12 protein-coding genes are annotated in these 12129 nt (G+C 64.1%); 6 read left to right on the forward strand and 6 right to left on the reverse strand.

All coding sequences use genetic code 11. The annotated features are described in order from the left end of the window. Nucleotides 1-159: 159 nt before the first annotated feature. A complete protein-coding gene (locus tag IEY49_RS18090) occupies nucleotides 160-2439 on the reverse strand; it encodes a CHASE3 domain-containing protein (RefSeq protein WP_189011340.1) in 2280 nt (759 codons plus the stop codon). Between the two features lie 357 nt (nucleotides 2440-2796). Here IEY49_RS18090 and IEY49_RS18095 point away from each other — a divergent pair, with 357 nt between their 5' ends. Next, nucleotides 2797-2976, forward strand: a complete 180-nt coding sequence (locus IEY49_RS18095) for a hypothetical protein (protein WP_189011341.1) — start codon at nucleotides 2797-2799, stop codon at nucleotides 2974-2976. Between the two features lie 90 nt (nucleotides 2977-3066). On the opposite strand, the gene IEY49_RS18100 is transcribed toward IEY49_RS18095, so the two are convergent. From IEY49_RS18100 to IEY49_RS21760, 3 genes are all read right to left on the reverse strand, one after another. After that, on the reverse strand, nucleotides 3067-3441 hold the full coding sequence (locus tag IEY49_RS18100; protein ID WP_189011342.1) for a MarR family winged helix-turn-helix transcriptional regulator: 375 nt from the start codon (nucleotides 3439-3441) through the stop codon (nucleotides 3067-3069). Between the two features lie 97 nt (nucleotides 3442-3538). After that, complete coding sequence (locus IEY49_RS18105) at nucleotides 3539-6262, reverse strand: ATP-binding protein (protein WP_229780898.1); 2724 nt, start codon at nucleotides 6260-6262, stop codon at nucleotides 3539-3541. Nucleotides 6263-6408: 146 nt separating this feature from the next. Continuing rightward, nucleotides 6409-6537 (reverse strand): hypothetical protein, encoded by a 129-nt coding sequence (locus IEY49_RS21760; protein ID WP_268239103.1) that lies wholly within the window; start codon nucleotides 6535-6537, stop codon nucleotides 6409-6411. On the opposite strand from IEY49_RS21760, the gene IEY49_RS18110 reads away from it, so the two are divergent. After that, complete coding sequence (locus IEY49_RS18110; RefSeq protein ID WP_229780903.1) at nucleotides 6522-7181, forward strand: MFS transporter; 660 nt, start codon at nucleotides 6522-6524, stop codon at nucleotides 7179-7181. The two genes, IEY49_RS21760 and IEY49_RS18110, sit on opposite strands and share 16 nt — an antisense overlap. 393 nt (nucleotides 7182-7574) lie before the next feature. Here IEY49_RS18110 and IEY49_RS18115 read toward each other — a convergent pair whose 3' ends face one another. Then, the gene (locus IEY49_RS18115; protein WP_189011343.1) at nucleotides 7575-8048 is read right to left on the reverse strand and encodes a GNAT family N-acetyltransferase; all 474 of its coding nucleotides are present in this window, start codon (nucleotides 8046-8048) and stop codon (nucleotides 7575-7577) included. 64 nt (nucleotides 8049-8112) lie between these two features. Next, nucleotides 8113-8859: a hypothetical protein gene (locus tag IEY49_RS18120; RefSeq protein ID WP_189011344.1), complete on the reverse strand. Its 747-nt coding sequence runs from the start codon at nucleotides 8857-8859 to the stop codon at nucleotides 8113-8115. Nucleotides 8860-9372: 513 nt separating this feature from the next. Between IEY49_RS18120 and IEY49_RS18125 the strand changes: the two genes are divergently transcribed. The 4 genes from IEY49_RS18125 (at nucleotide 9373) to IEY49_RS18140 (ending at nucleotide 12056) form a co-directional block, all read left to right on the forward strand. Beyond that, entirely contained in the window at nucleotides 9373-9801 is a 429-nt protein-coding gene (locus IEY49_RS18125; protein ID WP_189011345.1) for a DUF6896 domain-containing protein, read from the forward strand. Nucleotides 9802-9937: 136 nt separating this feature from the next. Next, nucleotides 9938-10555: a hypothetical protein gene (locus tag IEY49_RS18130; RefSeq protein WP_189011346.1), complete on the forward strand. Its 618-nt coding sequence runs from the start codon at nucleotides 9938-9940 to the stop codon at nucleotides 10553-10555. A 1-nt stretch (nucleotide 10556) separates the two neighbouring features. After that, complete coding sequence (locus IEY49_RS18135) at nucleotides 10557-10937, forward strand: hypothetical protein (protein ID WP_189011348.1); 381 nt, start codon at nucleotides 10557-10559, stop codon at nucleotides 10935-10937. Between the two features lie 120 nt (nucleotides 10938-11057). Next, nucleotides 11058-12056, forward strand: coding sequence for an LLM class flavin-dependent oxidoreductase (locus IEY49_RS18140; RefSeq protein WP_189011350.1), 999 nt, complete (start codon nucleotides 11058-11060; stop codon nucleotides 12054-12056). Nucleotides 12057-12129: the final 73 nt, after the last annotated feature.

Here is a 12129-nt window from a genome sequence, read left to right on the forward strand (position 1 = left end):
GGGCGGCCCTCCAGCGGGTCCCCATATCTCACGGTGCTGCCAGTTCCTCCCGACGAAAGCGCCTCCCGTGATCTTGAGCACCCACCCACAGCAGAGCGAACTCGCCAGGACCCTCTCCCAAGCTGAGTATCCCCAAATACCCAGCAATCCCGCATTCGGTCAATGAACATCTATCAACTGTGGCCCGACCACGCCCTCTGGGAGGGTGAAGTGGAAGACGCTGCCGGAGCCCGGTATCGACTCTACCCAGATGCGGCCCTCGTACCTCTCGACGATCTTCCGGCACACCGCCAGGCCAACGCCCGTTCCATCAATGGCGTCGCGGTGATGCAGCCGTTGGAAGATCTTGAAAATTCGCTCGAAGTACGCAGGCTCAATCCCGATCCCATTGTCTGAAACCGTGAAATGCCACCCATCATCCTCAGGCATCGAACCCACATGGATGATGGGCGTGCGGCCTGAAGCACGGTACTTGACGGCGTTCTCAACCAGGTTCTGAAGCAGCGAGGTCAGTTCGGTCAGGTCACCGCGGATGACCGGCAGCGGGTCGTGCGTGATGACGGCCTGGGTGGACGTCAGGGTGTCCGAGAGGGTGTGCTGAACCACCTTCAACACGCTTTCCAGCGGGACGTCCTCCAGCTCGCGTTCCACCCGGTCCACACGGGCGTAGGTGAGCAGATCGTCAATCATGCGCTTCATGCGGTGGGTGCCGTCGAGGATATGGTCCACGTACTGTGTGGTCCGGGCATCCAGCTGCCCGTCCAGCCGCCGGGTGAGCAGCTCCGTGAAGCTGACCACGGCGCGCAGGGGGGCTTGCAGGTCGTGCGAGGTGACATAGGCGAACTGTTCGAGTTCCGCGTTGGACCGCAGCAGGTTGCGGTTCGCTTCCCGCAGTTCGCGCTCGATGTTCAAGCGTTCCGTGACGTCAGCCGCCGCCCCGACCACGCCACTGACGCCGCTGTTCTCTTCGTGAAGGGGCGTGAGCCAGACGTCCAGGGTTCGGCCGGCGAGGTCAAGCGTGAACTGCTGCTCCTCACCGCGAAAGGCGGCCTCGAAGTGGGCCGCGATCTCCGGAGTCCGCGCGCGGGTGAACAGGTTTTGTCCCACGAGTTCCTCGGAAACGATGCCCAGATCCGTCAGCGGCTGTCCCTCGACCAGCGTGAAGACGCCGGAGCGGTCCAGGGCGAACAGCACCACCGGTAGATTCGCGGTCACCGCCCGCAGCCGCGCTTCACTCTGTTGCAGGGCGTGTTGCGCTGCACGCTGTTCGGTCACGTCACGAAATGAGATCACGGAACCTTCGAGGAGGTTGTCGGCGCCGCGAAGAGGCGCGATGAAGTATTCCACCGGGAAACTCGAGCCATCCTGACGCCGGAACGTCGCGGCGGCCATGCGCTGCGCTCCGCCGTCCTCCGCGGCGTGGCAGGCTGGACACACCGACGCGGGCAAGGACGCTTCGCCCTCAGCAGCCTGGTGAAGGCGTTCGTGGATGTTCTGCCCGATCAGATCGGGCAGGGCATAGCCGGTCATCGACAAGGCGGCCGGGTTGGCGAACGTGCCGCGGCCGTGCGTGTCGGTGCCGACGACGCCGTCACCCACCGCATCGAGAATCAGGCGGTTGCGGACGCTGTTGCGGTGCAACTCCGCCTCCCGCTGTTGCAGCTGGTCGGTCATTTCATTGAAGGCCACACCCAGCAGCGCGCCTTCCCGCACGTGGTCCAGCGGGACGCGCTCGTCCAGCTGCCCGTCGGCGACGCGGCGCGCGCCGGTCGTGATGCTGTGCAGCCCTTTTGCGACGGTGCGGGTCGCGCGGGTCGTTGCCAGGACCGAAGCCAGCAGCGCCAGCAGCAGTCCGCCGACCGAGAGCCACCGTACCTGCTGGAGCGTAGTGAAGGTAGTCTGGTTCAGGGTGACCTGTCTGGCTTCGACGGTGTCTCTCCGGGCGTCGACCAAGGCCCGCATTTCGTCCATCAGTTGTTTGCCTTGACCCATACGTACGATCTGCACGGCGGTCGAGAAATCCCCCTGCCGGGTTCGGGCCAGTTCCGGTGCCGCCACCCTGGCGAGCCACTGCCGGTGAAGGCGCTCGAGGTCACGCAATACCTTCAGGTGGGCCTCCCGGGCGGCGGGAGGTTCAGAGCCTGCCAGGGTCCGGAGGGTGAGCAGGTGCTGCGGGAGCACTGTCAGACCGCGCCGGTACGGCTCCAGGTAGCGGTCCTCGCCGGTCAGGACGTAGCCGCGCACGCCGGCCTGTTGATCCACCAGCGCGGAGTACACGCCTTCCAGGGCGACCAGTTCGGATTGCGCCCGCATGCCGGTGCGGGTGTTCTGTTCCAGGCGGTGCATGCCCCAGGCCACGGTGACGGCCACGATCAGCAGCAGCAGCCAGGATCCGAGCTGGTGCCTGAGGACGTACGGTTGCAGGAGCGGTTTGCGCATGGCTTCGTCCCGCTCGGACTGGCGAGGCGGGATGCGGGAGGTGGAGGGAGGGAGGGACATAGGCTCAGCAGCAAGGCCGCTGAGCCGGATACGTTATGTCCGGGCCATGCAGGCGTCTGCGCCGATTAAAGCGCACTCCAGGTGCTGGGCATCTTTTTCGAACCTTGAAGGTTCGTGCGCCTCACGGGCGTACACCGGAAACGCTCCCTGGCACCGTGGGTCAGCACATCATGCAGTTCCGCTGTTAAGGACCGCTCCACCGTAAGGCCAGAAGTGCGTCTTGATCGCAAGCCTGTCCATCAGGAGTCCAGTTCAGGATCTGTCCGACCCGGCTACTTCAGAGAGATGGTGACAACCATGGGGGTCGCGTCTGGCCCTTCGAAGCCCCAGGCGGCCGCGTACACTGCTCAGACCCTCAATGCGCTGGAATCCATCGCGGCGACGGCGGCGGAACTGGCCGTTCTGTTGCAGGACAGCTACGGCGCCAGGGTCGATCCCCTGCCAGGACGCCGACACGGGAAGCGACAGGCGGGTTGACGGTTGGTCCTCCGCCCTGGTCTTTCATCGCCCTCATCGCGTTCCGCTAGCGCCAGTTCATTCGTCAGGCGTCATTGCTTACGGATTCATTCAGCGGCTCTGGAGTTCGTCATCCAAGTGGCCGAGTAGGCGGTGCCAGAACGAACCGAGCTGGTATTGTTCCTCTTCCGTGAAGTGCTCCAGGAACAAGCCGCGGACTCCCTGAAGGTGGGTGCGGTTCATGGGCTGGAAGGCGGTGTGCCTCTGTGGCGTGAGGTGGATCTGGAAGCTGCGGCGGTCCACAGTGTTACGAACGCGTTCGACGAACTGGCGTTGTTCGAGCCGGTCTACCAGTCGGCTCAGTCCACTGAGGGTCAACACGGACGCCTCGGCGAGTTCGATCAGCCGCAGTTGACGTTCGGGGGCGCGGGCGAGTTTGAGCAGCACTTCATATTCAGCGAGGGTGACCTGGTGGGGGTCTTGCATGTCCTGGTCGAGGCGGCAGATCAGGGTGGCATTGGTGCGCAGGAACAGACCCCAGGCGTCTCCTTCGGTGCGGCTGAGGAGGTCAGACTGAGTCCTTTCAGGTCGCGACTTTGGGCAGGCTGAATGAAAACGTGGCCCCCTCACCGACCGCGCCTTTCGCCCAGACCTGCCCGCCATGCCGCGCAATGATGCGCCGCACGTTGGCCAGCCCCACCCCCGTGCCCTCGAATTCCTCCTGGCGGTGCATGCGCTGAAACACGCCAAACAATTTGTCCGAGTAGCGGGGATCAAACCCGACACCATTGTCCTGCACCTCCACGACCCAGTCCCCCGAACGTTCCACCACCCGCACTTCAATGACGGCCTGGGCCCGGGTGCGGGAGTATTTCAGGGCGTTCGACAGCAGGTTCAGCAGGGCCTGCCGCAGCAGATCCTGGTCCGCCCACACCAGCGGCAGAGGACCAATCCGCCAGGCGATGTCGCGTTCCAGCACGTCGGGCATCAACTCTGCACGTATATCCGTCAGCAAAGCGCCGAGGTCCACCAGCCGGACGTGCAGCGGCTGCCGGGACGTGCGGGACAGGTCAAGCATGGCGTCGATCAGGTGATTCATGCGCAGCGTGGCCTGGTCGATCACCGTCAGGTACCGTTCCGCTTTCGGGTCCAGACCATCTCCTAACGTCTTACGCAGGAGCGTACTGAAGCCCGCGATATGGCGGACTGGAGTCCTGAGGTCATGACTGACGCTGTACGCGAACGCTTCGAGCTCTTCGTTGGCGTCACCCAGGGCCAGGGTCCGAGTATCCAGGGCGTCCCGTTGCGCCGTCAGTTCCCGGGTGTACTCGGCACGTTCCAACGCGAGGCTCAGACTTCGCATGGTGGTCTCGAGCACCGCCCGGTCAACGGCGGTCCAGGCCCGCTGCTCGAACAGGCCCAGCACGAACATCCCGATGGGCACCCTCCGGAACAGCAACGGTAAGGTGACTACCGCCTGAAGGTGCTGCACCACGTCCGTTGGCGTGTCAGCGCCCCGGGCGTACACATCCTGATAGAGAGGCTCACCGGTGGTCAGGGGAATAGAGAGGGTGGGAATGTCCTGAGGAAACCCGGCGTCGACCAAGGCTTGCAGGCCCTCGTTTCCCAGGTCACCCACCTGGGCTTTCGCGCGCCACAATCCTTCCTCCAGTTCGTAGTACACCGCATACCCGGAGGGCAGCAGGGACAGAACGATCTCCTGGGCCCGGCGCACGAGCGCCACCCGGTCCGTTTCTAACGCCAGGTCACGGGCAAGGTGAGCGAACGCCTCAAGGGCGTGATTGCGGCTCTCGACCTCGGCCTGGCGGGCCTGAAGGTCCTGGGCCTGCTCGGCCCGTTCCAACGTCAGGTTCAGGTGGCGCATGGCAGTCTCGAGCAGGGCCCGGTCCGCGCGCGACCAGGCTTGCGGATCAAACAGGGCAAACCCGAGCACCCCGCGGCGCTGCCCGCCCACCGTGATGGGTAAGGTGGCCGTGGCCCCCGGGTACGTCTCGCTACCGGTTAGACGATCAGCTGTTGGGTCATACGGGGCCTGAAAATAAGATTCACCCGTCTGCCAGGGGGTCAACAGGTTTGGGGGCTCCAGGAACGGCAGCCCGGCGTCCAGCAGTGCCTGGAGCTCGGGCGTGTTCACCTGGCCCACCTGCGACCGGATCACCCACCGCTCATCCTGGGGTTCGTAATACTGTGAGAACCCTGCGGGAAGCAGACTGAGTACCATCCGCTGCGTTTCCTGAATGAGGTGTAGGGGTTCGCTCAGGATGCCCAGATCATGGGTCAAGGTACTGAACGCTTCGAGCATCTGAGTGCGTGCTTCGAGCTCTGCGTTCTGTTCCTCGAGCGTGTCGGCCAGGTCAGCGGACCGGAGTGCGCCCAGCACCTGACTCTTGAGCAGTTCCAGGAAGTCCCGGTAGGCGCCGTCAACCTGCTTGCGGGCATTGAGCCCAATGACGAGATGGCCCTGGGGAGCGGTGAGGGTCCCCCCCTTGGTCAGGGGCAGGACGGCGACCTGCGTGACGGGTTCCGGCCAGGCTCCCGTGGTCTGTGGAGTGATGGACCTGACCTGCATGTCGTGGCCGCCACCCCAGGTTTCTCTCAGCGCGTCGAAAGACGTGAGGTCCGCTTCAGGGAGGCCTTCGGCATGCTGGAGTTTGAGGTTCTGTTCCTCGTCTGGCAGGTACAGAAGAATGAAGGGCAGGTCATGTGGGTTATGTCGGGCGCCCTGCATGAGGGCATCAGCGATCTGATGCTTGTCATTGATGCCCAGCAGGTGGGCAGCCAGAAACGCCAGCGCGCCGGTCCGCCGGGTACTGAGCACCCGCTCAGTGGTTTCGTTGACAGTGGCCAGCATGCCCTCGACCTGAACATCGCCTTGGATGGGCGTATAGCTGACGTCGAAGTAGCATTCCTCCAAGTACCCGTGCCGGATGAGCGGGACGAGGATGTCATCAAACGCGAAACTTTCTCCCTGGTTGAGCAGCGCATCGAAATACGGCTTCAGCCCGGGGTACCCGTCGTGCTCGAAGATGTCAGCAGTCGGTTGGCCCAGAGCGTGTGGATGTTTGTCAGCTCCGAGGATGGGGCGGTAGGCGTCGTTATACAGGGCGATCAGGTCGCGGGTCCAGCCGAGGTACATGGGTTGTTTGGAGGCGAGCATCAGCTCGACGTACGTGCGCAGCCGGGGTGACCATAGTTCGGGGGGACCCAGTGCGGACCTGGCCCAGTCGAAGTCCCGCATGAGGGTACCTGTCTCACCACCCTGCTCGAAGAGCGAACGGCTGGTCATTGGAGGTGATGGTCCTCATGCGGCGTCATGGTCCTCTTTTATCAGGTGACCTTCCCGAAATGAGAACATCTGTCTGGTGGAATAAGGTTCTCCTCTGTTCAGAAGGACCCGGGTCCTCTACCGCCCGCAGCAGGCGTGCGTGAGGTTCAAACGTCCTCGGTACTCGTCCGGTCTGCCCAGAAGGCGAGCGTCCGCTGCACCACCTCGGTGTACGCATCCAGGCCCAGGGCGGGTCCTTCAGCGCCGGGACGCGCCACTGCTGGACTTTCGCGCACTGCGGTACCCCGTGTTCACGCTGGGGGTCGTGCTGATCATGTTGCTGGCGGTCGTCTTTTTCGGTGGGGCCATTCTGCTGCCCCTCTACCTCCAGGAAGTTCGGGGACTGAACACCCTTCAGACTGGTCTTCTGGTCCTGCCCGGCGGGGTCTTGATGGGTGTGCTCGCTCCCACGATCGGCCGGCTGTACGACCGTCATGGTCCGGCCCTGCCGGCCGTTCCTGGGGCGATTCTCCTGACGCTATCGCTCTGGAGTTTCAGCCGGATCACCGCCGGGACTGGCGTGCCGGTCCTCCTGGCCCTGCATCTCGTCATGAGCATGGGGCTCGCCCTGACCTTCACCCCGCTGTTCACTGCGGCCACCAGTCCGCTTCCTGCCCGGCTGTATTCGCATGGCAGCGCCATCATGAACACCTTCCAGCAGGTGGCGGGCGCCGCGGGGACAGCGCTGCTGATCACGGTGATGACCGGGCAGACCACGCGGGCGTTGGCTGAAGGCATGGCCCTCCCGCTCGCCCGCGCTGAAGGGGTACGAGCGGCCTTCGGCATGGCCACGGGAATGGCTCTGGTACTCACGCTGCTGGTGGTGTTTATGCGCCGCGCCGCCTCGCCGGAAGAGGGGCAGGCACACGCGGGACACTGAACTGGCGTGGCAGACCTGATTCCAATGAGTCAAGGCGGCCTCGGCCGCCTGTTCATTTGGTGCGACAGGTGCTGGCCCAGGCGGCCGCTCTGACTGGAATCAGTCTCAAGACTGATCGGGGTCCAGGCCCCAGCCGGTGAACACGCCCCTGAGCTTGCTGACCATGACTGCCTGAGGAAAAAGTGCACTGGTGCTGCGCGTGGGTGTAAGCCCGGCTTTGCGGGGAAACCGCCCTTGTGTGTCGCCGGTGCTGAACCCACGGTCACATGTCCGTCACTGAAGGGCATTCAGCACTCCGTCCTCACACCATTGAGGGACGATGCGATCGCTCTCAGAGCGTGTGTGACGTGTGCTGCTGCTACGCACCACACGACGGCCAGGAGGAGCTGGGGATTATTCCTCCTGCGCTTCATCCGTGAGGTCGAGGGTCATGTCCACACGGTCCAGTCCCGGCCCGTACCCGTCGGGCGTCCGCCGCACCTCCCGGAACCCCAGGCGAGCGTAGAAAGGCGCCGTCCACTGGCTCGTATCCAGCGCCGCCAGGGGCACACCCAGTTCCCGCAACCGGCTCAGGCGCACCCGGGCCAGCTGCGCCCCGATGCCCTGCCGCTGCCGGTCCGGGTGGACCATGCCCCACGCGAACCCCGCTGGGCGCTGCACGTCCTGGCTGAACCACAGACCGCCGCACGCCACGATCCCGGAGGCGTCCTCGACCACCAGGTACTCGGCGGCGCCGTCTTCGCTATCCAGCCACGCTCCGAATGCCGGGCGCTCAGGGGGGAGAAAGGACATGGGCATGTTGGCGTCAAAAATGGCCAAGCAGGCCGCGCGGTCCTCGGGGCGGTACGCACGAATCGACAGGGGCATACCTGCATCATGCCCCCTCCCCGTGCTTACTGTCCCTGCGCCCGCACCGGCCCCAGCACCACGGCTACGCGCTCAAGGAGAGGACGCCCGACTCCTGACCCAGGCGTCCTACACCCAACCCCCACTGCTCAATGTTCCGGCCGGGCCGCGCCTCCAGCCACCCTTTGATGGCCTTCAGAAGGCAATCTATATCCAACGCCGCAATACCAATCAACAAGGCACCCTCGACCGGTTGTTCCCGCCACGGTTCGACCAGACCAGGGGCCGGTGGCGTGAGCCGACCAAGGATGGGCATCCAGTTCTGCGTGACCACGCCCGGCCCCTCGGCTGCGGTCCGCCATCCGTCGCCATCATCGTCCGCGTCCAGCGTGATCCAGGCGTACCAGGTCTCAAAGCGACTGGCGCCCACCAGCCCCAAGGTGTTGCGCACCGGCAGCGTCTGCCCGCCGTACATTTCGGCACCGAGCACGATGTAGTCGAGCAGAACCACGTCCCCGTAGCGGTGGCCGCTGTCTGGCGTCGGGACGGTCAGGATCTGGGCCAGGGCGGGATTGAGCAGCTGCACCCACTCGCCATGGTCCGGGTGCACGCAGATCAGCGCGCCCTCCGGTGCCCCGGGATCAGTGGGAACACGGCAGCCCAGCGCCGTCCACGCGCGGTGGGCTGCCTCCCAGCGGCGTTGAGCGGTGGCGGCAATGCCCATATTCCACCAGGCGATGCGGTGGGCCGGGTCCAGGCGGGTGACCGCGATGTTGGCGATGCGCAACAGGCCCCAGCGGCGGATGTCCTTATACACCTCGCCCAGGGTCACCCAGGCATCGGCGCGCGTCGGGGCGGCAAAAACAGCAGTGCGGGCTCACAGCAAGGCCTGAGGGTCACGGCCCGCGCGGCGGACTTGCTCCGCACGTTCCATCAGAAGAGAAGCAGAAATCAGTGGCGCCCCTTCACGCTAATCGCAGTGCGGTGCTTCACCAGGGAATTTTTGATGAGAGGCGCAGCCAAGTTCTGCTATGCGTGCCCAAGCGCGCATATAGCTCACGTCTTTGGCTGTTTCAGGGGGCCTCTCGGAACACAACATCCTGGCCAGGACGGCTGTCCTGAACTCATATGAATTCCACTAGAACCTTGCTACAGGACCTTGCAGGTAACAATCTGCGGCATTTTTAATCGTCGTACATTACAGAAAGAGAGGCATGATCAACTACAGGACGCGAGGAGCAGAGCAGGAAGGAGAAAGCTAGAGAAACGCTCTCATGAGAATGAGCTGGACTGCGTCAAATAATTTGCCGGATTTTTCCAAACCTCCCGTAAGCTGATGGCAGAGATGACCCCCATACCCTTTGAAAACCTCATCCAGATGTACCTGACACTGGTTCAGGATGCCATCCAGCGCCTTCAATCCCGTTATGGCGTGGCTACCCCGGACGCCGTGTGGTCCGGACGTATTCCGGTTGCCGGTCGCGTGAGCGGCATGCGCTACCGCTACCACGGCATCGGCTGCACCGCCGTGGTCGATGGCCACACCGTGTCCTGGGACTGGCAAGGCGGACGGACCGACATTCTGGATCCGTGGCATATCTGGCAGCTGACCCACAAACGTCCCGAAACCTACGGTTCATGGGCTGACCTGCGGGTCCTCCGGCAGCACATGCAGGACCTCGCCGCACACGGACACCTGGAGCACGCGCTCGCGGGCCACAGTTATCAGCTCCCCTCGCGACGCCTGCCGACCTTAGCAGCCCCCGTCCACTGAGGTCGCTGACCGTACATACCAGCCAGCGGGCGCTCCCCTGTGGCGTGCCCCCTGGTTGGGACATCCCACACCCACACACTGCTCGCCCCCTTTGACCGCCTCCACTCAGGCCATCACGCCGACCCCAGGAGTCCCCTTGACCAGCCGTTCCCCCCTCAAAGTCAATCGTATTCACACGCTGTCGGACAGCGATCTCCGTCAGCCCCGCTGGAGTCAAGATTCCCGGGACCGTTTGGTCATCAGTCTCGACACTGACGGCACCCTGGGTCACCGGTTCGCGATGGGCATTAACGGTTACCCGGAGGACGAATGGCATGGTCGCACCCTCACGTGGTCGGTGCAGGCCAATCTGCGGGCCGAGCCGGTGAAGGAAGTGATTCTCGGCCACCTGGCCCTGTTCCGGCGGGCCCGGCGTGGCCACACGGTGGTGTGGGACGGCCGCAATTATGTCGGGCAGCTCACCAGGAGCGCGCAAAAAGCCGTGCAGGACATCCAGGACCTTCTGGATGGTCTGACTAGGGTTGAGGCAGATGAAATCGCGTACAACCGAGCGGATTTCTGGTTCAGCCCGGTGCAGGAGATGTTTCACGGGCTGAATGACGAGGAACTCGAAGCGCTGGTTCACCAGGAGGTCAATGGCGGGAAGCCGTTCGAGGCCGGTGAGGGCTGGGTCGTGATTGACGTGGATGACGCCCTGGCGTACGCCCGTGAGGTGCGCGACGCTGCTGAACACGCAGAGCGGCAGGGGGCTTGAGATGCTGACGCCCACCGCTCAGCAACTGGCCCAGGCCCTGACGACGCTCCCCGGCCATCAGATCGCGCGGGCCCACTCGCTCGGCCACAGCCGTCTGATGATCAACGCTGTGTGGCACGATCAGGCGATCTCGTTCGTCGCTCACGTGACGGAGGTGCTCGACGGGGAACTTCCTGAACCTCCCCCGGTTCATCCTCACCCTGGTGAGGACCGAGCCGCTTTCCTGGGCGGCCTGCGTGACGCACTGTGGCTGGCCGGAGGCGCGCTGCTTCTGAGTGCGCCGGCAGTCTGGTGGGCGATGGGTCGGCCGGAGGTGGAAGGGCGGCCTGCCGGAAGAACCCTGACAGCTTCGGTCCAGGATGCAGCATCACGCGAAGGGTGAAAGATTGAGGGTCTCGTATGGACTGGCTTTCCACCTCCTCCAGGAACGTCTTGTCCGTACGGCGTTGCCCCCAGGCTTCTCTCACCGTAAAGCCTCATTCCCTTTCAAGGAGAACCGCCCATGGCTCTCTCTATTCCACTGTCGCTGCTTGATCTCACCCGGGTCAAAAAGGATGAACCGACCGCTGAAGGCATCGCCCGCAGTGTGCGCCTGGCCCGCACCGCCGACCGGCTCGGGTATCACCGCCTGTGGTTTGCCGAGCACCACAACGCGCCCACCATTGCCTCATCCGCCACTTCCCTGATGATTCAGCACGTGGCCGCGCAGACCGAGAATCTACGGGTGGGCGCGGGTGGAATCATGCTGCCCAACCACTCGCCGCTGGTGATCGCGGAGCAGTTCGGCATGCTGGAAACGCTCTATCCGGGCCGCATCGACCTGGGCCTGGGCCGCGCCCCCGGCACGGACGGCGCCACCATGGGTGCACTGCGACGCGACGGACGCGAAGCAGATCGTTTTCCTGACGACGTGCTCGAACTGCATGGGTACCTCAGCGGAAATTCGCTCATTACTGGCGTGAACGCTTACCCCGGAGCCGGAACCAACGTGCCGCTGTACATCCTCGGCTCTTCGCTCTTCGGCGCACAACTGGCCGCCCAGTTCGGTCTGCCCTACGCATTCGCCTCTCATTTTGCTCCTGCGGCGCTCAATGATGCAGCCCGGATTTACCGGGAGACCTTTGACGCCCACGGGCCACTGGCAGGGCCGGAGGCGAAGCCACACTTCATCGCCGCGGTGAATGTGATTGCGGCGGACGATACCAGTGCGGCCCGTGACCAGAGGAGGCAAGCGGAAGATGGCTGGCTCCAGGCGTTTCTGGGGCGGGGAAGGTCACTGAGTCCAGAGGACCTGAGGGCAGTGCGAGGGCATCCCCAGGCACGGCAGATTCTGGGAATGCTTGACCGCACCATTGTTGGCACGCAGTCGGACGTGGTGAGTGGCCTTGAAGCATTGGTCCGCGAAGTGCAGGCTGATGAGCTGATCCTGGTCAACCTGGCTGTGGCCGAAGAGCACCAGCACCGCACGTTGGAACTGTTAGCCCCCGCGGCAGGCTCCTGATGAGAGGTGGAGACCAAGCCGGGCTGATGGTAGAACCGATAAGTGCCTTCCCCTGCTCTCCAGGCGAGAACAC

It is taken from the genome of Deinococcus malanensis (genome assembly GCF_014647655.1).
GTDB lineage: Bacteria > Deinococcota > Deinococci > Deinococcales > Deinococcaceae > Deinococcus > Deinococcus malanensis.

Coding starts and splice junctions, on each gene's coding strand:
- IEY49_RS18090 (WP_189011340.1), bottom strand. CDS start 2,439: ATGCGCAAACCGCTCCTGCAACCGTACGTCCTCAGGCACCAGCTCGGA.
- IEY49_RS18095 (WP_189011341.1), top strand. CDS start 2,797: ATGGGGGTCGCGTCTGGCCCTTCGAAGCCCCAGGCGGCCGCGTACACT.
- IEY49_RS18100 (WP_189011342.1), bottom strand. CDS start 3,441: ATGCAAGACCCCCACCAGGTCACCCTCGCTGAATATGAAGTGCTGCTC.
- IEY49_RS18105 (WP_229780898.1), bottom strand. CDS start 6,262: ATGACCAGCCGTTCGCTCTTCGAGCAGGGTGGTGAGACAGGTACCCTC.
- IEY49_RS18115 (WP_189011343.1), bottom strand. CDS start 8,048: ATGCCCCTGTCGATTCGTGCGTACCGCCCCGAGGACCGCGCGGCCTGC.
- IEY49_RS18125 (WP_189011345.1), top strand. CDS start 9,373: ATGACCCCCATACCCTTTGAAAACCTCATCCAGATGTACCTGACACTG.
- IEY49_RS18135 (WP_189011348.1), top strand. CDS start 10,557: ATGCTGACGCCCACCGCTCAGCAACTGGCCCAGGCCCTGACGACGCTC.
- IEY49_RS18140 (WP_189011350.1), top strand. CDS start 11,058: ATGGCTCTCTCTATTCCACTGTCGCTGCTTGATCTCACCCGGGTCAAA.